This is a genomic window from Luteibacter sahnii (assembly GCF_034063545.1).
GTDB classification, from domain to species: Bacteria; Pseudomonadota; Gammaproteobacteria; order Xanthomonadales; family Rhodanobacteraceae; genus Luteibacter; species Luteibacter sahnii.
The window spans coordinates 718,598-737,923 of sequence record NZ_JAQLOK010000002.1; the positions used below are offsets into that span (position 1 = coordinate 718,598).

The 19,326-nt window shown below is 67.0% G+C and carries 21 protein-coding genes; 1 reads left to right on the forward strand and 20 read right to left on the reverse strand.

Going from position 1 to position 19,326, the window contains the following annotated elements:
* Window positions 1–116: 116 nt before the first annotated feature.
* A complete protein-coding gene (locus PI246_RS08660) occupies window positions 117–461 on the forward strand; it encodes an Imm40 family immunity protein (protein ID WP_320550859.1) in 345 nt (114 codons plus the stop codon).
* A 63-nt stretch (window positions 462–524) separates the two neighbouring features.
* Here PI246_RS08660 and PI246_RS08665 read toward each other — a convergent pair whose 3' ends face one another.
* From PI246_RS08665 to clpB, 20 genes are all read right to left on the reverse strand, one after another.
* Entirely contained in the window at window positions 525–875 is a 351-nt protein-coding gene (locus PI246_RS08665; protein WP_320550860.1) for a hypothetical protein, read from the reverse strand.
* A 128-nt stretch (window positions 876–1,003) separates the two neighbouring features.
* Window positions 1,004–1,687 (reverse strand): 7-cyano-7-deazaguanine synthase QueC, encoded by a 684-nt coding sequence (gene queC / locus PI246_RS08670; RefSeq protein WP_320550861.1) that lies wholly within the window; start codon window positions 1,685–1,687, stop codon window positions 1,004–1,006.
* A 16-nt stretch (window positions 1,688–1,703) separates the two neighbouring features.
* Entirely contained in the window at window positions 1,704–2,396 is a 693-nt protein-coding gene (gene queE, locus PI246_RS08675; protein ID WP_320550862.1) for a 7-carboxy-7-deazaguanine synthase QueE, read from the reverse strand.
* A gap of 4 nt (window positions 2,397–2,400) precedes the next feature.
* Window positions 2,401–3,249 carry a tol-pal system protein YbgF gene (ybgF, locus tag PI246_RS08680; protein ID WP_320550863.1) on the reverse strand — a complete coding sequence of 283 codons (849 nt, stop codon included), beginning with the start codon at window positions 3,247–3,249 and terminating at the stop codon, window positions 2,401–2,403.
* 3 nt (window positions 3,250–3,252) lie between these two features.
* Window positions 3,253–3,762, reverse strand: coding sequence for a peptidoglycan-associated lipoprotein Pal (gene pal / locus PI246_RS08685; protein WP_320550864.1), 510 nt, complete (start codon window positions 3,760–3,762; stop codon window positions 3,253–3,255).
* A gap of 249 nt (window positions 3,763–4,011) precedes the next feature.
* Window positions 4,012–5,328, reverse strand: a complete 1,317-nt coding sequence (gene tolB, locus PI246_RS08690; protein WP_320550865.1) for a Tol-Pal system beta propeller repeat protein TolB — start codon at window positions 5,326–5,328, stop codon at window positions 4,012–4,014.
* Window positions 5,329–5,453: 125 nt separating this feature from the next.
* Window positions 5,454–6,389: a cell envelope integrity protein TolA gene (locus PI246_RS08695; protein ID WP_320550866.1), complete on the reverse strand. Its 936-nt coding sequence runs from the start codon at window positions 6,387–6,389 to the stop codon at window positions 5,454–5,456.
* Complete coding sequence (gene tolR, locus PI246_RS08700) at window positions 6,376–6,819, reverse strand: protein TolR (RefSeq protein WP_320550867.1); 444 nt, start codon at window positions 6,817–6,819, stop codon at window positions 6,376–6,378. Before tolR ends, PI246_RS08695 begins: the two co-directional genes overlap by 14 nt.
* Window positions 6,820–6,834: 15 nt before the next feature.
* Window positions 6,835–7,515 carry a protein TolQ gene (tolQ, locus tag PI246_RS08705; protein WP_320550868.1) on the reverse strand — a complete coding sequence of 227 codons (681 nt, stop codon included), beginning with the start codon at window positions 7,513–7,515 and terminating at the stop codon, window positions 6,835–6,837.
* Window positions 7,516–7,563: 48 nt separating this feature from the next.
* Window positions 7,564–7,953, reverse strand: coding sequence for a tol-pal system-associated acyl-CoA thioesterase (gene ybgC / locus PI246_RS08710; RefSeq protein ID WP_320550869.1), 390 nt, complete (start codon window positions 7,951–7,953; stop codon window positions 7,564–7,566).
* Entirely contained in the window at window positions 7,950–8,990 is a 1,041-nt protein-coding gene (gene ruvB, locus PI246_RS08715) for a Holliday junction branch migration DNA helicase RuvB (RefSeq protein WP_320550870.1), read from the reverse strand. Before ruvB ends, ybgC begins: the two co-directional genes overlap by 4 nt.
* 61 nt (window positions 8,991–9,051) lie before the next feature.
* Entirely contained in the window at window positions 9,052–10,950 is a 1,899-nt protein-coding gene (locus PI246_RS08720; protein ID WP_320550871.1) for a potassium transporter Kup, read from the reverse strand.
* A gap of 4 nt (window positions 10,951–10,954) precedes the next feature.
* The gene (gene ruvA, locus PI246_RS08725) at window positions 10,955–11,554 is read right to left on the reverse strand and encodes a Holliday junction branch migration protein RuvA (protein WP_320550872.1); all 600 of its coding nucleotides are present in this window, start codon (window positions 11,552–11,554) and stop codon (window positions 10,955–10,957) included.
* Window positions 11,551–12,072: a crossover junction endodeoxyribonuclease RuvC gene (ruvC, locus tag PI246_RS08730; RefSeq protein WP_320550873.1), complete on the reverse strand. Its 522-nt coding sequence runs from the start codon at window positions 12,070–12,072 to the stop codon at window positions 11,551–11,553. Before ruvC ends, ruvA begins: the two co-directional genes overlap by 4 nt.
* A gap of 47 nt (window positions 12,073–12,119) precedes the next feature.
* Window positions 12,120–12,866 (reverse strand): YebC/PmpR family DNA-binding transcriptional regulator, encoded by a 747-nt coding sequence (locus PI246_RS08735; RefSeq protein WP_320550874.1) that lies wholly within the window; start codon window positions 12,864–12,866, stop codon window positions 12,120–12,122.
* A 197-nt stretch (window positions 12,867–13,063) separates the two neighbouring features.
* On the reverse strand, window positions 13,064–13,693 hold the full coding sequence (locus tag PI246_RS08740) for an esterase/lipase family protein (protein WP_320550875.1): 630 nt from the start codon (window positions 13,691–13,693) through the stop codon (window positions 13,064–13,066).
* Window positions 13,694–13,707: 14 nt separating this feature from the next.
* Window positions 13,708–15,477, reverse strand: a complete 1,770-nt coding sequence (gene aspS / locus PI246_RS08745) for an aspartate--tRNA ligase (protein WP_320550876.1) — start codon at window positions 15,475–15,477, stop codon at window positions 13,708–13,710.
* Window positions 15,478–15,575: 98 nt separating this feature from the next.
* Window positions 15,576–16,148, reverse strand: a complete 573-nt coding sequence (locus PI246_RS08750; RefSeq protein ID WP_320550877.1) for a DUF3011 domain-containing protein — start codon at window positions 16,146–16,148, stop codon at window positions 15,576–15,578.
* 100 nt (window positions 16,149–16,248) lie between these two features.
* Window positions 16,249–16,545 carry an FmdB family zinc ribbon protein gene (locus tag PI246_RS08755; protein ID WP_320550878.1) on the reverse strand — a complete coding sequence of 99 codons (297 nt, stop codon included), beginning with the start codon at window positions 16,543–16,545 and terminating at the stop codon, window positions 16,249–16,251.
* Between the two features lie 101 nt (window positions 16,546–16,646).
* Window positions 16,647–19,229 carry an ATP-dependent chaperone ClpB gene (gene clpB, locus PI246_RS08760; RefSeq protein WP_320550879.1) on the reverse strand — a complete coding sequence of 861 codons (2,583 nt, stop codon included), beginning with the start codon at window positions 19,227–19,229 and terminating at the stop codon, window positions 16,647–16,649.
* Window positions 19,230–19,326: the final 97 nt, after the last annotated feature.

Sequence of the window (19,326 nt, forward strand, 5' to 3'; positions counted from 1 at the left end):
GCAAAATAGGTTCGTACGCTCGCGATATTTGGACGACATCGCGCGACCGAACACGTAGGCCGAACGCCCATGTATAACGTGGCGAAACACGGTCCATTCATCGCAACTAACTCGTTATGAGCCTTCCTGCCGCTTACTCGCGCATCCTTTCCGGGCAAGGCATTTCCATGATGGAAGCCTTTCATACCGAAGACATCGCTTTGACAGCAGACGACGCGATCGCCGCGGCGCAGACCCTCGTCGGAGAACGAGTGGCGGTGATAGGTGGGGACGTGTTCTACAACACCGCCAACGGATTCGAACTGGCCTGCGCCACGTGGTATTGCAAACCCGCGGTCGGGGAGACCGTGGATGCCTTCGTTACCCGATCCGTACAGGAAACCTGCGATTACGTTCGCAGGTTTCCCACCGTCGCAGGCAAGACCGCGCTCTTCGCACTCGTGGTCGCCCAGGTGTTCTAGCAGACCACACCCGACGCCCGGTTACGTGGCGGAGGACAGCAATGGCATGCTTGAAGGTCGACGTCAGTGCTTCTGGCGGTAGATGCGCTTGCTGTCCTGGTTTTCCGAGTGGTTGAGGCGCTTCTGCTCGGCCTTGGTCAGGTGGCCGCCGTGCCTGGCCTCGTCCACGCTTTCGCGGCGAGCGATATTGGCGTCCTGCGTTTCGTCGCGGACGGCCTGCTTCTGGGTCATCGTGCCGCTCGCCACACCCTGATCGATGCGGTTCTGCTGGTTGTCCAGGCGTTGGTTGACCTCGTTGACCCGGGGATGTCCCGGCACGTTGGCCTGAGGGGCGGCCTGGGCCATTGCCTGCCCGGCGGCCAGCGTGATACCGAGGACGAACACGAACAGGGTGGACTTCGACGTCAGCTTCATGGATCGGTGCCTCGCTCGGCGTGGGTATGTTCGCCGGGTAACGAGGCACGTGCTACGTCGTTGACCGACCGCCGATCACTCCACGGGAGTCTGTTCAGCCATCGCCCATGCGACGGCGGCGTGGGCCGTCAGACGTAGCGCGTGGGGTCCGGCACGCCCGCCTTGGCGAAACCTTCGGCGCGAAGACGACAGGCGTCGCAGTGACCGCAGGCACGCCCTTGTGCGTCGGCCTGGTAGCAACTGACCGTCTCGGCGAAATCCACGCCCAGGCGCAGGCCCTCGCGGACGATGTCACCCTTGCCCATGTGCATCAGCGGTGCGTGGATGCGCAAGCCCGCCCCTTCGACACCCGCTTTGGTGGCGACGTTGGCCAGGGTCTGGAATGCCTCGATGAAGGCGGGGCGGCAATCGGGATACCCCGAGTAGTCGACGGCGTTGACGCCGCAGAAGATGTCGGACGAGCCGAGTACTTCGGCCCAACCCAGCGCGATGGACAGCATGATCGTGTTGCGCGCCGGCACGTAGGTCACCGGGATGCCGTCGCCACCATCCTCGGGTACGTCGATATCCGCGGTGAGCGCGGAGCCGCCGATGCTGCGCAGGTCGACGTGCACGGTCTTGTGGGTGACCGCGCCGAGCAGGCGCGATACCCGGGCGGACGCTTCGAGTTCAGAGCTGTGCCGCTGGCCGTAGGCAACGCTCAGGGCATACACCTCGAAGCCCTGCTCGCGGGCCATCGCGATCGTGACCGCGGAATCCATGCCGCCGGAAACGAGGATGACGGCCTTGCGCGACGCGTTGGGGGTATTCATGGGTGTCTTTCCTGTGTCAGTGGCCGGCCGCGTCGTTCCACAGCAGCTTGTGCAGCTGCAACTGGAAACGTACCGGCAGACGGTCGTCGAGAATCCACTCGGCCAGTTCGCGCGGCTCGACCTTGCCCCACACGGGGGAGAACAGCACCATCGCCTTGGTGTCGAGCGCGTGTTCGCGCACGACGTCGCGCGACCATTCGAAGTCGCCACGACTGGCGATGACGAACTTCACCTGGTCGTGCGGACGCAGGTGGTCGAGGTTGGACCAAAGGTTGCGGGCGCTTTCACCGGAGTCTGGCGCCTTGAGGTCCATCACCTTGCGCACGCGGGGATCGACCGCGGCGACGTCTAGCGCACCGGAGGTCTCCAGTGACACCTCGTGGCCGGCGTCGCACAACTTGCGCAACAGGATCAGGCATCGCTTCTGCGAAAGCGGCTCACCGCCCGTGACGCAGACGTGCCGCGCGCCGTAGCGGGCCACCTCGGCGACGATGGCGTCGATGTCGTGCCATTGGCCGCCGTGGAAGGAGTATTCCGTATCGCACCACACGCAGCGCAGCGGGCAGCCGGTGAGGCGAACGAACACGGTGGGCCAGCCGATCGCATCGGCCTCGCCTTGCACGGAGTGGAATATCTCGGTGATCCGCAGACGCTCCGGGACGGGAGCGACCGGCGGAACGGCCGCCGGCGTTGCGGTGTTGCCGTTCATCGGATCAGTTGGCCGACTGGCGCTGCAGGCGACGCAGGCGTTCCTGGGCGAGGCCGGCGGCCTTGCTGGAGGGATACTTGGCGATGACCTGCTTGAGCGTGGCCACCGCGGCATCCTGCTGCTTCAGCTCGATCTGGCAATAGCCAACCTTGAGCAGGCCGTCGGAGACCTTTTCGCTCTGCGGGTAGTTTTTGACCAGGCGCTGGAACGCCTCGATCGCTACCGGGTAATTCATGGTCACGTAGTACGACTCGCCCAGCCAGTAGTAGGCGTTGGGCGCCAGCGGGCTGTCGGGGTACTTGGTGAGGAATTCGCGGAAGCCGCGCGACGCGGTGACGTAGTCGCCGCCACGCAGCGACTTGAACGCGGCGTCGTACGCGGTCTGCTCGGCCGGCGACGCCTGGCCGGGGCTGCTGGATGCGGACGCCGGGGCGGCCGCGGGCGCGCTGTCCGTCGGGGCGGGTGCGGCACCCTGGGCCGACGCCGTAGCGGCGGCCGCTGCCGGAGCAGCGGCGGCTGCCGGTGCTGAGGCGCCGGCTTTTTCGAGACGGCTCAGACGCGAATCGACGTCCGCATACTGCGCCTTCTGGGAATCCTGGAGTTGCTTGTTCTGGTGTTGCAGCTCTTCGATCTGACCCTGGAGCTGGGAGACCTGCTGCTGAAGATCGCTCACCTGGTTGACCAGGGAAGTGCTGCCCGCGCTGGCCTGGGCCTGCTGCTCGAGCCGGGACACGCGGTCGGCGAGGCTGAGGCGATCCTGGGCGGAGGCGGGCAGAGCAAACAGCGTGGCGGACGCGATCGCGCCCGCCACGCCAAGCCTGGCCGTCAAACTGTTAGCCAGTGTCTTCTTCATTGCTTACTTCGCGGTGTAGACGATCTCAACGCGACGGTTCTTGGCCCAGCAGTCTTCGTTGTGCTCACGGCAGACCGGCTTTTCCTTGCCGTAGCTGGTCACGTTGATCTGGCCGGCCGAACCGCCAGCGGCCTGGAGGGCGCTGGAGACGGCATTGCCACGGCGCTCGCCGAGGCCGAGGTTGTACTCGCGGGTGCCGCGCTCGTCGGTGTTGCCTTCGAGGGTCATGGCGGACATCGGGCGGTCACGCAGGTACTTGGCGTGGCAGGCGATGATCTGCTGGAACTCCGGCTTGACGTCGTTCTTGTCGAAGTCGAAGTACACGACGCGCTGACGCAGGCAAGCGTCGGTGTCGAGATCGGACGGCTGATACTTGCCATCGTTGGTGGGAGCCTGGGTCTGGGTGACCGGGGCCGACTCCGCCGGCGGCGGGGTCTTGACCTGCTTCTTGGAGCAAGCAGCCGCGCCCACGCAGAGCAGGGCAGCCAGGGTGATGGTAACGGTCTTGTTCATGGGACGTTCCTTCAACAGTTGAGTTCCGACAGTCGATTACGGTTTCGGGACAGGCACCGCCGGTTGTCCGGCTGTTTTTCTACTTGCTTCCACGTCGACGGGGCGCTGTCCCGCACCCTACGCCTTCGCTCCGACAGCCCACAGGTGACCGTCGGGTGTTCCATTATTCCTTACGCCCGCAGAAAGGGCGCGGTAGGACCGCGCCCTTCCATGGACGTTGCCGACGTCGCTGCCCTTGCGGGCGCGCCCTCAGCGCTGTCGATAGGGCCCCCATGCCGGCTCACGGACGTCGCCGTCCGAGAGCACGAGACGCTGGCGTACCAGACCGTCTGCCGAAACCGCATAAAGTACGCCTCGCGTACCTTGCGACGCCGCATAAAGCAGCATGCTGCCGTTGGGCGCGAAACTCGGCGAATCGTCCACGTTACCCGGGGAGACGAAACGCACCTGATCGCCCAGGCTACGGTCCATGATGGCGATACGATACACGTTCCCGTTGCCCTGCACCATCGCAATCTGCTTGCCGTCGAAGCTGACGGCGGCGCTGGCGTTGAATCCGCCCTGGAAGGTGATGCGCTGGGCGTTCCCGCCAGAGATCGAGGTCTGGTAGAGCTGCGGCTTGCCGGAACGGTCGGAGGTGAAGATGATGTTCTGGCCATCCGGGGTGAAGACGGGCTCGGTATCGATCGCGAAGTTGTTGGTGATGCGGCTTTCCTTCTTGCTCGCCACGTCGATCACGAAGATCTCCGGGTTACCTACGTACGACAGGCTCACCGCCAGCTTGCTGCCGTCCGGCGACCACGCCGGGGCGCTGTTGATGCCCTTGGGGTGCGACGCGATCAGGCTGCGCGAACCGGTCGAGATATTCTGGATGTACACCGCCGAGTTGCCGCTTTCGAACGACACGTAGGCGATCTTGCTGCCGTCCGGCGACCAGGCCGGCGAGAGCAGCGATTCGCGCGAACGGGCGACCACCTGCGGGTTGTAGCCGTCGGAGTCGGCGACGATCAGCGAATAGGTGGTGTTGTTGCCGGTGCCCACCGCGGTGACGTACGCGATGCGCGTCCAGAAGGCGCCACGCACGCCGGTGATCTTTTCGTAGATCTGGTCGGCGATCTGGTGGGCCACGCCTCGCAGGTCGCCCACGGGGGCGGTGAACGACTGGGCCAGCAGGCTCTGCTGGCGGTTCACGTCCCACAGCTCGTATTCGACCTTGACCATACCGCCGCCGGCGTCGCTGATGCGGCCGATGGTGAGGTAATCCTGCTTGAGCAGGCGCCAGGTGGCGAACTTGATGTCCGCACCCTTGGAGGGCGTCTCGACGATGTCGTTCTTGTCGAGCGAGCGGAACTTGCCCGAGCGGTTGAAGTCGGCCCGGATGACGTCGGCGACGTCGGTGGGCAGCGGTGCGCCGCCGGCCTGGGCGAACGGTACCACGGCGATCGGGGTCGCCGTGGCCACGCCCTTGGCGATCTCCACGTTGAGCGACTGGGCGACGGCGGGACCGGCCACGAGGGCGGCCAGCGCCACGAGGGCGGCGGCGAAGCGGAAGATCGTCTTGCGCATGGGCTGATTCATTGCGACCTGTAGGGAAAGGGGCGCCCGAATGTTAAGCGGGCTCCGATGCATCTGACTGACCTGTTTCTGAATGCCCTCGCGCCGATCGGGGTCGCGAGAGCGCCTGGGCATCATTACGGCCTGAACGTGAAGGTGAGGTTGCGCTGGAACACATCCTCGAAGCCCTGGTACGGCAGGGGCTGGGCGCGGAGCACCGCGTTTTCGAGCGAGGCGCGGCCGGGGCCGTCGAACGGACAGGTCGGATCGACCTTGGCGCTCAGCACCTGGCCGCCCGGGATCTGTACCACGTGGACGATGCAGGCACCGGAGCCGATGTTCTCCGGCCGCAGCCAGTTCTGGGTGACCGCGTTCTGGATCGCCGCGATGTACGCCGCCTGCTTGCTGTCGTCCTTGCCGTTCTGGCCACTCTGGGCCTTCTCGGCGAAGGGGAGGTCCTCGCGCCCGTCGTCCTTAGCGTTGGCGAGGTCCTTAAGCTGCTGCTCGGCCTGCTTCTTCTTCGTGTCCGCCTGTTTGGTCTGCGACTTGGCGGCGTCCAGCTGCTTGAAGATGTCGTCGATCTGCTTTTGTTTTTCCTTGCGTTTTTCTTCCTGGGCGTCGATCTCGGCCTGGCGCTGGCGCTGCTGTTCTTCCTGCAGGCGCTTGGCGTCCTCGGCCTTCTGCACCGCGTCGTCGACGACTTTTTCCTGGTCTTTCAGGGCCGGGTTCTTCGGCGGCGGCGGCAAGGTCTCGACCTTGGGCTTCTCCGGCGGCGGCGGGGTCGGCGTGGGCTGGGCGGGCGGCGGAGGCACCGTGTTAGGCACCGGCTTCTGCGTGTGCTTGGGCGGCGGCGCGCCGGTCGGCCCCACGAGGGTCGCCTCGATTGGCTGGCCCGGCAGCAGGATGGGTGCCTCGCACTTGAGCGGGTTCCACTCGCGCGGAATCCCCAGCCGGTCGCCCCACTCCTCCCAGAACGTGCACGAGGTCACCGCGAGCCAGAGGAAGGCCGCGATGCCGATGTGGAGGATCGCGGCCCAGAAGACCGCGATGGACGTGCCGTTACGGTTTTCCATTCTGCGCGGACTGCGGCTGGCTCATGAGGCCGATCTTGGAAATGCCCGCTTCCTGGAGGATCGGGAGGATCTGGTAGACCTTGCCGTAGCCCACGCGGTCGTCGCCGGCCAGAAGCACCTGCAGCTCGGGGTTGGCGTCGTGGAAGGCGGTGATCTTCTTCTTGAACTCGTCGATGCTGACCTGCTCGCGCTTGGCGCCGTTGGCGGTCAGGTAGACCTGGCCCTCGGCGTCGACCGAGACCACGACGGGGTCTTTCTTGTCCTGCAGGGACTTGGCATTGGTCTGGGGCAGCTGGATGTCCACGCCGAGATTCATCATCGGCGTGGTGACCATGAAGATGATCAGCAGCACGAGCATCACGTCGATGTACGGCACGACGTTGATCTCGGACTTGAGCTTCCGCTTATGCCTGCGGTGGGTAGTACGCATCGGGAAACTCCGGGCTCAGGCCTCGTCCGTATGGATCTGGCGCTGCAGCACCGAGGAGAATTCTTCCTGGAAGACCTCGTAGCGCGAGGCGACGCGCTCGACGCGGGTGGCGTAGCGGTTGTAGGCCCACACGGCCGGGATGGCGGCGAACAGGCCCATGGCCGTGGCGATGAGCGCTTCGGAGATGTGCGGGGCGACGACCGAGATGGTGACGTCCTTCATCTCGCCCAGGCCCTGGAAGGCGCCCATGATGCCCCACACCGTGCCGAACAGACCCACGTAGGGGCTGATCGAACCGACGTTGGCGAGGAATTCGAGGTTCTGCTCGAGCTTGCCGATCTCACGGGTGCCGGCCACGCGCATGGCGCGCTCGGAACCTTCCATGATGCGGTTCGCGTCGGTGACGCGACGCTGGCGCTGGCGTGCGAACTCGCGGAAGCCGGCCTCGAAGATGTTTTCCATGCCGTGCTGGCCGTCACGGTTGCCCACCTCGCGGAACAGGGCGGCCAGGTCGGCGCCGGACCAGAAGCGGTCCTCGAAGGCCTCGGCGTTGGCGTGGGCTTCCTTGAGCTGGGCGTACTTGCGGATGATGATCACCCACGAGAGGAACGAGAACACCAGCAGGAGCAGCATGACCAGCTGCACAGGCAGGCTCGCTTCCGCGACCAGCTTGAAAATATTGAGTCCACCGTTCATCGCAAGAAGGCTCTCCGCCAGTAATTCAAAGGCTTAGGTAACAGGAAATCAGGACAGGAACAGGCCGTCCGGCACCAGCGCCGGGCGCATCGTGTCGAGGTTGACGCAGGCCGCACGCACCGTGGCGCGCACCAGGACCGCATCCCCGCGAACGACTGCCTGATCGAAAAGGATACTGGCTGAACGACGCTCTTTGACGTCGACGCTCACCAGGAGTTCATCATCCAGACGGGCCGGCCGCAAGAAATCGAGCTGCATGTCGCGGATGACGAAGGCCAGGCCGGTGGTCTCGCGGAAGGTCCGCTGGTCCATGCCCTGGGCGCGCATCCATTCCGTGCGGGCACGCTCCATGTAGCGCACGTAGTTGGCGTGATAGACCAGGCCGCCCGCGTCGGTGTCTTCCCAATAGATGCGCACCGGCCAGGTGAAGCGGCTCATGGATCGCCCGCGAAGAGGTCGGGCGTGGCGGCCTGCCGTGGCGGCGGGGTCAGGCCGAGGTGGCGCCAGGCCTTGGCCGACGCCATGCGACCCCGCGCCGTGCGGATCAGGTATCCCTGCTGGATGAGGTAGGGCTCGACCACATCCTCGAGCGTGCCACGGTCTTCGCTGAGTGCGGCGGCCAGCGACTCGACGCCGACCGGCCCCCCGTCGAAGTTCTCGATGATGGTGCCCAGGAGCCGGCGATCGAGGTCGTCGAAACCCTGGGCGTCGACCTTGAGCATGTCGGTGGCGGCACGCGCCGTGGCGTGGTCGACACGGCCGTCGCCGCGCACCTCGGCGTAGTCGCGCACGCGACGCAGCAGGCGATTGGCGATGCGGGGCGTGCCGCGCGAGCGGCGGGCTATTTCCATCGCGCCGTCCACGTCGCACGGCACACCGATGATGCGCGCCGCGCGGCGGACGATCGCGGCCAGTTCGTCGACGCTGTAGAACTCCAGGCGCTGGATGATGCCGAAACGGTCGCGCAGCGGCCCCGTGAGCAGGCCGGCGCGGGTGGTGGCGCCGATCAGCGTGAAGGGGGGAAGGTCGAGCTTGATCGAGCGGGCGGCGGGGCCCTCACCGATCATGATGTCGATCTGGAAGTCTTCCATCGCCGGATACAGCACCTCCTCCACCACGGGAGACAGGCGATGAATCTCGTCGACGAAGAGCACGTCGTGCGCCTCGAGGTTGGTCAGCAGCGCGGCAAGATCGCCCGCGCGTTCGAGCACCGGCCCCGAGGTGGAGCGCACGTTGACCCCGAGTTCGTTCGCGATGACGTGCGAGAGTGTGGTCTTGCCCAGGCCCGGCGGTCCGAAGATCAACGTGTGGTCGAGCGCCCCACCCCGCCGTTTGGCGGCCTCGATGTAGATGGCCATCTGTTCGCGCACCGCCTGCTGGCCGAGGTATTCGGCGAGCCGTTTCGGGCGGATGCTGGCTTCCAGCGCCTCGTCGTCCATGGCGGCGGCGGCGGAGATGATGCGGTGCTCGGACATGGCGCGATTATGGCACGCCCGGTTGCGCGCAAGGCGCGCTCCCGGGCGCGTCACGCCTGGGTCAGATCTCGACCTGCGCCCCGAGTTCGATCAGCCGGTTTCCCGGAATCTGGAAGAACGCCGTCGCGGGCAAGGCATTGCGGGCCAGGAAGGCAAACAGCTTGTCGCGCCACAGGGCCATGCCAGGCCGGCGGGCGTCGGCCACGATGTTTTCGCGCGACAGGAAGAACGTGGTGTCCATCATGTCGAAATCCATTCCCAACGCGCTGGCCCGGGTCAGCGAGAGCGGGATGTTCGGGTCTTCGGCGAAGCCATAGCGCAGCTGCAGGCCGTAGAACTCGCCGCCGTAGTCGATCAGCTCCATGCGCTCGTCGTGCTCGGCCACCGGGGTTTCGAGCATCTCGACCGTGAGCAGCACGTTGCGCTCGTGCAGCACCTTGTTGTGCTTGAGATTATGCAGCATCGCGTGCGGCACCGCGTTCTGGTTCGCGGTGAGGAACACCGCGGTGCCGGGCACGCGCAGCGGCGGATGGTCGGCGATGTTCGCCACGAACGGCTCCAGCGCGAGACCGGACTGCTTGATCTCGCGCACCACGAGGTCGCGGCCGCGGCGCCAGGTGGTCATCACCGCGAAGATCACCACGCCCAGCACGAGCGGGAACCAGCCACCATGGGCGATCTTCAGGGCGTTCGCGCCAAAGAAGGCGAGATCGACGACGAGGAAGATCGCCCCGACGATGATCACGGCGGGCCAGTTCCAGTTCCAGCGGCGCTTGGCCACGACCAGCGCGAGCAGCGTGGTCATCGTCATCGTACCGGTCACCGCGATGCCGTAGGCCGCGCCCAGGTTGTTCGACGAACGGAAGCCCAGCACCGCAAGCACCACCAGCACCAGCAGGAGGCGATTGATCCAGGGCACGAAGATCTGCCCGGACATCTCGCGCGAGGTGTGCACCACGGCCATGCGCGGCGAGTAACCGAGCTGCATGGCCTCGCGGGTCATCGAGAAGGCCCCGGAAATCACCGCCTGCGAGGCGATCACCGCCGCGGCCGTGGACAGGGCCACCATGGGGTAGAGAAGGTTTTCGGGCACCAGTTTGTAGAACGGGTTTTCGATGGCGGTCTGGTCGTGCAAAAGCAGCGCGCCCTGGCCGAAATAGTTGATCAGCAGCGCGGGCAGCACGAAGCCGAACCAGGCGATGCGGATCGGCCGCTTGCCGAAGTGACCCATGTCGGCGTACAGCGCTTCGCCGCCGGTAAGGGCGAGCACCACGCCGCCCAGGGCGATGAAGGCCTGCTTGCCGTGGTCGATGAAGAACGCCACCCCGTAGGTCGGATTGAGCGCGAGCAGCACCTGCGGGTGCATGACGATCTGGTGGATGCCGAGCACGGCCAGCACCACGAACCACACGCACATGACCGGCGCGAAGGCCTTGCCCACGAGGTTCGTGCCGTGGCGCTGGATCGCGAACAGGGCCAGGAGGATCACCAGGCAGATGGGCAGGATCCACGCGTCGAGGTCGGGTGCCGCCACCTCCAGGCCCTCCACCGCCGACAGCACCGACATGGCCGGCGTGATCACGCCGTCGCCATAGAACAGCGAGGCGCCGAAGATGCCAATGGCCGCCAGCACCCAACGGGCGCGCGCCGATCCGGCGACGCTGCGCTGCGCCAGGGCCATGAGCGCCATGATGCCGCCCTCGCCCTTGTTGTCGGCACGCATCACGAAGGTGACGTACTTGAGCGAGATCACGATCAGCAGCGACCAGAAGATCAGCGACAACACGCCCAGCACCGCCGTCGGGTGCGGCGTCATGCCATGCGTGCCGAGGGTTTCCTTCATGGTGTAGAGCGGGCTGGTGCCGATGTCGCCGAACACGACGCCGATGGCGCCCAGCGCGAGCGTGGCCAGCTTCTTGCCGTGCGCGTTGCGCAGTTCGTCCTGGTGGGTCATGCCCATGGAATCAACTCCCCAGCGCGGCGCGAAGCGCCTTGCGGATGATGGTTTCGGCCGAATCGCCTTCCGCCGCCACCTTGGCGACGAGGCGTGCGGCTTCGGGTGGCTTGTAGCCCAGTTGCTGCAGCGCGACGGTGGCCTCGCCCGCGGGATCGGCCGGCAAGGCCTCACCGTGGACCGTCGACGCGGGCAGGCGCACGCCCACGGCATCGACGCGATCGCGCAGTTCCACCACCATGCGCTCGGCGGTTTTCTTGCCGATGCCCGGGATCTTGGTCAACGCGACCACGTCGCCGGCGTGCACCAGCCGCGACAGCTCGTCGGTGGCGACGCCGGAGAGCACCGCCAGGGCGATCTTCGCGCCGATGCCACTGACCTTGAGCAGGTTGCGGAACATCGCCCGCTCGGTTTCGCGCAGGAAACCGTAGAGCGCGACGCCATCTTCCTTCACCGCGTAATGGGTAAGCAGGGTCACTTCCTTGCCCGTGGCCGGGAGGTCGTAGATGGTCGACATGGGCGCGTCGACGTCGTAACCCACGCCACCCACCTCGATGAGGAGCGAGGGCGGCTGCTTGCTGATAAGGATGCCGCGCAGGCGACCGATCATCGGCGACGTCTCCATGCGGTGCGCGGGATGCCCACGCGTTGGATGCTGGAACGGGTATGCGCATGGGCGATCGCGATCGCCAGCGCGTCGGCTGCGTCCGCCTGCAGCGGACCCTTCAGGCCGAGGATCATCCCGATCATGTGCTGGACCTGGGTTTTGTCGGCGCGACCGGTGCCGACCACCGCTTGCTTGACCTCGGTCGCGGCGTATTCATGCACGCCGATGCCCTGACTCACGATCGCGCAGATGGCGGCGCCGCGGGCCTGGCCCAGCTTGAGGGCCGAGTCGGCGTTGCGCGACATGAACACGCGCTCGACCGCGGCTTCCGCCGGGCCGTGCGTGCCGATGACCGCGCAGAGCTCGTCGAAAATGCGTTTCAGGCGCAGGGGAAAGGTGTCTTCCCCCGTGACCGTCAGCGCGCCGTGCCATACGTGGGTGAGCGCGCCGTTGTCGGCCACGTCGATCACGCCGACGCCGGTTCGCTGGCTGCCCGGGTCGATGCCGAGGATGCGGGTCATGACTTAAGGGCGTGACACGGGCGGGTACGAAGGAGGCCGTGACGGCCTCACTCGTCGTCCGCGTCCTGCGGTAGCACGGCGTTGTGGTAGACCTCGTCGACATCGTCGAGGCTATCCAGGCGGGCGAGCAGCTTGAGGAACTGCTCCAGCGCCTCGCCCGTGGGCGTGACGAGGGGACCGTTGGGGCGCATCACCACGTCGGAGCCGTCGACGTCGAAACCCGCCGCGGCCAGGGCCTTGCGCATGGCCTCCACCGCGATCGGATCCGCCGCGAGCAGCACCGTGCCCATGCCGTTCTCGATGACGATGTCTTCGGCGTTGCTTTCGATGGCGGCTTCTTCGAGCCTGGCCTCGACGTCGGCGTCGCCACCGGTATGCACCACCACCTGGCCCACGCGGGTGAACTGGAACGCCACCGAATTGGTGGTGCCCATGTTGCCGCCGAGCTTGGTCAGCGCCGCGCGCACGTCGGCGACGGTGCGGGTCTGGTTGTCGGTGACGCAGTCGATGATCAGCGCGGTGCCGGCCGGGCCGTAGCCCTCGTAGCGGATCTCGTGCATGTCCGCACCACCGTCGGCACCGGAGCCACGCTTGATGGCGCGCTCGATGGTGTCCTTGGTCATGTTGGCGGCCAGCGCCTTGTCGACGGCCGCGCGCAGGCGCGGGTTGCCGGCAGGGTCGGGCACCCCGCCACGCGTGGCGATGGTGATTTCACGGATCAGCTTCGTGAACACCTTGGCGCGCTTGGCGTCTTCGGCGTTCTTGCGACCTTCGATGGACGGGCCTCTACCCATGTTCGATTCCTGGCGATACCGGACGGACAGGGGCGCGATTCTAGCGGAAGTGTGTGATGGGATGGGGATGGGAGGAGCGAAGCGGGGCGACCGCTCCCGACGTTCGCCAGCGCTGGGGGGCTGGCGTCGGGCGCTGGACGCGCCCTCGGTGCGCCCTTGACGCGGCTCACGCTGGCCGCCGCACTGCCCCCGCCACCTCACGCATCGAACCGCCCTTCCCGCAGAAACACCGCTACCTGGCGCGCCACGTCAGCCGAGACGAGCATGCCCGTGTGGCTGGTTTCGAGCACGCAGTGGGCGGCCAATCCCGGCAGGCGGGTTTCTTCCACGCCGACGGTGCCGTCGTGCTGGTCGCCCAGTTCGCCGACCAGGGCGCCGAGTCCCATGGGCTGACGGCCCGCGATCATGCCCACCTCGCGTGGGCCATCCCAGCGTTCGAGGCCGTGCTCGAGCAGCTCGCGCGAACGACCCAGGAGCATGTCGCCGCCCCAGCTATGGGTGAGGCCGCGGGCGGCGCCGCTGCCGTTGAGCGGAGAGCCGAGGCAGACGATGCGGCCGACGGGGAGGTCGTCGTCGCGACACGCCAGCAGGGCGAGGATGCCGCCCAGGCTGTGCCCCACGACGTGCACGGGGCCGGGCGCGAGTTGGCGGATACGCCGGCGCAGACGTTCGATCGCCTGCTCCGGGGGCGCCGCGACGCTCATGTATTCGAACTGATGCACGCGAAAGCCGTCGTCGCGCAGGCGGCGATGCAGCATCGCCATCGCGAACCCGCGCATCCACAGGCCGTGGAGCAGGAGTACGTCGATGGGCGTCGGGGCATTCATCGGGGACCGGCCGTTCAGGCCTTCGGCGCCTCCGCGGCCACCCGCACGTGCAGTTCCTTCAGCTGCGGCTCGGAGACCGCCGAGGGCGCGTCGGTCATCAGGTCTTGCGCGCTGGTGGTCTTGGGGAAGGCGATGACGTCGCGGATCGATTCGGTGCCCGCCATGAGGGCGGCGATGCGGTCGACGCCGAATGCCAGGCCGCCGTGGGGCGGCGCGCCCAGGCGCAGCGCCTTGAGCAGGAAACCGAACTTGGCCTCGGCCTCGTCCGCGCCGATGCCGAGCAGATCGAACACGGCGCTCTGCATCTCGGGGCGATGGATACGGATCGACCCGCCGCCGATCTCGTTGCCGTTGAGCACCATGTCGTAGCCGCGGCTCACCGCCACGGCGGCGTTGGCGCGCAGGTCGGCGATGTCATCGACCTTGGGCGCGGTGAACGGGTGGTGGAGCGCGACGAAACGCTGCGCCTCGTCGTCGTATTCGAACATCGGGAAGTCGGTGACCCACAGCGGCTTCCAGGCGTTTTCGACGAATCCACGATCGCGACCGACCTTCAGGCGCACCGCGCCCATGAAGTCGGTGACGGTCTTCCAGCGGCCCGCGCCGAAGAACACGATGTCGCCGTTGGCGGCGCCGGTCAGCGCCAGCACCTGCGCCAGGGCCGTGTCGTCGAGGAACTTGGCCACCGGCGAGTTGATGCCTTCGCGGCCCTTGGCGAGGTCGTCGACCTTGAGCCAGGCCAGGCCCTTGGCGCCGTACTTGCCGGCGAATTCGGCGAGGCCGTCGATGTCTTTGCGCGACAGCTCGGCGCCGCCGGGCACGCGCAGGGCGGCCACGCGGCCGGCGGGGTCGTTCGCCGGCTCGGCGAACACCTTGAAGTCGATGTGCTTCACGGCCTCGGCCACGTCGACCAGTTCGAGCGGGTTGCGCAGGTCGGGCTTGTCGGAGCCGAAGCGGCGCATGGCCTCTTCATAGGTCATGCGCGGGAACCGGGCGTCGAGCTCGACGCCACGCACCTCCCGGAACACGTGGCGGATGAGGTCTTCGACGAAATCCTGCACATGATGCTCTTCGACGAAGGCGAACTCGAGGTCGAGCTGGGTGAATTCCGGCTGGCGATCGGCGCGCAGGTCTTCGTCGCGGAAGCAGCGGGCGATCTGGTAGTAGCGGTCGAAGCCCGCCATCATCAGGATCTGCTTGAACAGCTGCGGCGACTGCGGCAGCGCGTAGAACTGGCCCGGATGCACGCGGCTGGGCACGAGGTAGTCGCGTGCGCCCTCGGGCGTGGCCTTGGTGAGGATCGGCGTTTCGATGTCCTGGAAGCCGGCCGCGTCGAGGTAGCGGCGCAGGGCACGCACCAACGCGGTGCGCGTGCGCATCATGTGCTGCATCTCCGGACGGCGCAGGTCGAGGTAGCGGTAGGTCATCCGCATGTCGTCGTTGGGCGTCTCGTGCAGCGCGAACGGCAGGTCGCGCGCGGCATTGAGGATCTCCACGCGCTCGGCGAGAAGCTCGACCGTGCCGGTCTTGAGCTTGTCGTTGACCGAGATGCGCCGGCGGATCTGGCCGGTGACCTTTACCACGTATTCGTAGCCCAGCTCCCCGGCGATGGCGAAGGCGGCGGCGTTGTCGCGCTCGATCACGACCTGGGCGATGCCCTCATGGTCGCGCAGGTCGACGAAGGCGGTATGGCTCTGGAGGCGAATGGTGTTGACCCAGCCGCAGAGGGTCACGTCCTTGCCGATCAGCGACTCGTCGATGAGGCCGCAAAAATGGGTGCGCATGCGCTTGAAGCTCCGGCCGCCCCAAGGCGGTGAATGGCGTGGGGAAAAGACCCCGGATCGTAGCAGATCCGGGGCTTTTCCTCGCGCCCATGGGTGCCTCAGCGACCGCCCACGCCGAAGATGCCACGGCAACCGCGATCGACCCAGATGCCGTCGCGCGTCGCGCCCCAGCTGTAGCCTTCGGCGCAGCGGGCGTCGGAGTTCTGCCTCAGCAGGCGCACGCCACCGCGGGTATCGGCCGGGCAGAAACCGCGACCGTTGTCATGGCTGCCGCAATCGATTTCCTGGTAACGGCCTCCACCCCAACCCGGTCGATCGCCACCCCAGCCGGGCCGGTCGCCGCCCCAACCCGGGCGACCGCCGTCCCATCCGGGGCGACCGCCACCCCAGCCGCCGGCCGCGGCGAAAATGCCGCGGCAGCCCTGGTTGACCCAGATCACGCCGTCTTCGATATCCCAGGTCTGCCCGCGGATGCAGGGCGCGCGGGAGTCCTGCCGGACCAGCCGGGCGTCGCGCCAGCCTACCCGGCAGCTGCCGGGACGGTTGTCGCCGCTGCCGCAATCGCGCGTATCGCCGCCATACCCGTAGCCCTGCGCCTGCGCCACCGGGGACGCCGTACCCGCCGCGACGGCCAGCGCCGCGACGGCAAGGCCATACAGAAAAGCACGCATACCCCTACTCCCATGTCAGATGCGACGGATCGTCGGGGCGTAAGCTATCGCAAGAAAACGCAACGCGGATTGAACGCTTTCTTGCGGTCCGAACGGACGTTCAGTCGGCGGACGACGTTGATGGGACGGGAGCGGGTGCCGGCGCCGGGGCGGCCGCGGGTGCCGGCGCGGCGGCACTGCCCGGACTGTCGGCGAGGTTGCGCTTTTTGTCGCCGTCTTTCTTGAAGTCGGTCTCGTACCAGCCGCCGCCGGCAAGGCGGAACTGGGGCGCGCTCAGCAGGCGGCCCACGCGCGGTTCGCCGCAACTCGGGCACGTGGACGGATCGGCATCGGAGATCTTCTGCAGGCGCTCGAAGCGGTGGCCACAGGCCTGGCACTGGAATTCGTAGATGGGCATGGGAGGGATCTCGCAAAGGCGTCAGCGGGACATTATCCCGTAGGACCGCGCCCAGCGCGCGATCGGGGCCGCCGACCGCACGCAGGGCGCACCGGGTTTCGTCAGGCGGCGTCGAAGCGAAGGCGGCTGCCGTCCGCGTCGACCGTCACCGTCTGACCGGGCGCGAACGCCCCCTGCAGGATGCGCTGCGCCAGCGGGTTTTCCAGTTGCTGCTGGATCGCGCGCTTGAGCGGGCGGGCGCCGTACACCGGATCGAAGCCCGCGCTGCCCAGCAGGTCGAGGGCGGCGTCGGTGACGTGCAAACCGAGCTGCCGGTCGCCCAGGCGCTTGCGCAGGTAATCGAGCTGGATGCGCGCGATGGCGCGGATCTGCGTCTTGTCCAGCGGGCGGAACACCACGAGGTCGTCGAGACGGTTGATGAACTCGGGGCGGAAGTGCGCCTGTACCACGCCCAGCACCGAGGCCTTCATCTGGAGGTAATCGGCCTCGCTGTCGCCGGCCTGTTCCTGGATCAGGTTGGAGCCGAGGTTGGAGGTCATGACGATGACCGTGTTGCGGAAGTCCACCGTGCGGCCCTGGCCATCGGTGAGGCGACCGTCGTCGAGCACCTGCAAAAGGATGTTGAAGACATCCGGATGGGCCTTTTCGACTTCGTCGAGCAGGATCACGCTGTAAGGACGGCGCCGCACCGCCTCGGTGAGGTAGCCGCCCTCCTCATAGCCCACGTAGCCCGGGGGCGCGCCGACCAGCCGGCTCACGGAGTGCTTCTCCATGAACTCGCTCATGTCGATGCGGACCATCGCGTCCTGGGTATCGAACAGGAAATCGGCCAGCGCCTTGCACAGCTCGGTCTTGCCGACACCGGTCGGGCCGAGGAACAGGAACGAGCCGTACGGACGGTTGGGGTCGGACAGCCCGGCCCGCGCCCGACGGATCGCGTCGGACACGGCCCGCACGGCCTCCTCCTGGCCGACCACCCGCGCGTGCAGCGCGTCTTCCATGTGCAGCAGCTTTTCGCGCTCGCCCTCGAGCATCTTCGCCACGGGGATGCCCGTCCAGCGGGCGACGACCTCGGCGATCTCCTCGGCGGTGACGCGATCCTGGAGCAGGGTGAAGTCCTGCTTCTCCGCCTGCTGCGCCGCGGCCAGTTGCGCCTCCAGCGCAGGCAGCCGGCCGTACTGGATCTCGCTCATCGCGCCGTAATCCTGGCGGCGCTGCGCGGCCTCGAGCTCGACACGGGCCTGTTCGATCTGTTCCTTGATCTTCGTGGCGCCTTGCAGGGTGGCCTTTTCGGACTTCCAGACTTCGTTGAGATCGGAGAATTCGCGGTCGAGCTTTTCGATGTCGGCCTCGAGCGCGGCCAGGCGCTGCTTCGACTCGTCGTCATGCTCCTTCTTCAGCATCTCGCGCTGGATCTTGAGCTGGATGAGGCGGCGCTCGAGGCGGTCGAGTTCCTCGGGCTTGGAGTCGATCTCCATGCGGATGCGCGACGCCGCTTCGTCCATCAGGTCGATGGCCTTGTCGGGCAGCTGGCGATCCGGGATGTAGCGCGCCGACAGCGTGGCCGCGGCGACGATCGCCGGGTCGGTGATCTCCACGCCGTGATGTACGGCGTAGCGCTCCTTCAGCCCTCGCAGGATGGCGATGGTGTCTTCCACGCTCGGCTCGCCGACGAACACCTTCTGGAAGCGACGTTCGAGCGCGGCGTCCTTTTCGACATACTTGCGGTATTCGTCGAGCGTGGTCGCGCCGATGCAATGCAGCTCGCCGCGGGCGAGCGCGGGCTTGAGCATGTTGCCCGCGTCCATCGCGCCATCGGCCTTGCCGGCACCGACCATCGTGTGCAGTTCGTCGATGAAGAGGATGACCCGGCCTTCCTGTTTGGAGAGGTCATTGAGCACGCCCTTGAGGCGTTCCTCGAACTCGCCGCGGAACTTCGCTCCCGCGATCAACGCCCCCATGTCGAGCGAGAGCACGCGCTTGTCGCGCAACCCTTCAGGCACCTCGCCATTGACGATGCGCTGGGCGAGGCCCTCGACGATGGCGGTCTTGCCGACGCCGGGCTCGCCAATGAGTACGGGGTTGTTCTTGGTGCGCCGCTGCAGCACCTGGATCGTACGGCGGATCTCCTCGTCGCGACCGATCACCGGATCGAGCTTGCCGCTCTCCGCACGCTCGGTCAGGTCGATGGTGTATTTCTCCAGGGCCTGGCGCTGGTCCTCGGCGTTCTCCGACTGCACCTTCTCGCCGCCGCGCAGCTTATCCACGGCCGCTTCCAGGCGCGGCTTCGTGGCACCGGCCGCCTTCATCGCGCCGCCAAGTTCACCGCGGTCGTCCAGCGCCGCCAGCACGAACAGCTCGCTGGCGATGAACTGGTCGCCACGCTGCTGGGCGAGCTTGTCGGTGAGGTTGAGCACGCGGCTGAGGTCGTTACCGATGCTCACGTTGCCTTCCTGGCCGCTCACCTTGGGCAGGCGGTCGAGGATCTCGCCCACGCGCTGGCGCAGGGCCGGCACGTTGACCTGGGCCTGGGTGAGCAACGGCGCGGTCGAACCGCCCTGCTGGTCGAGCAGCGCGGCCATGACGTGCACGGGTTCGATCATGTTGTGGTCGCGGCCGACGGCCAGCGACTGTGCGTCGGCCAGCGCCTGCTGGAACCGCGACGTGAGTCTGTCCATTCGCATGGTGATGTCTCCAAAGATTCCGGCGCCCCCGGGGCCCTCCCCCGCGACCGCCTCTGCCACGGGAAATGCGGGTGGGGGCGGGTGGGTTCAACGGGTG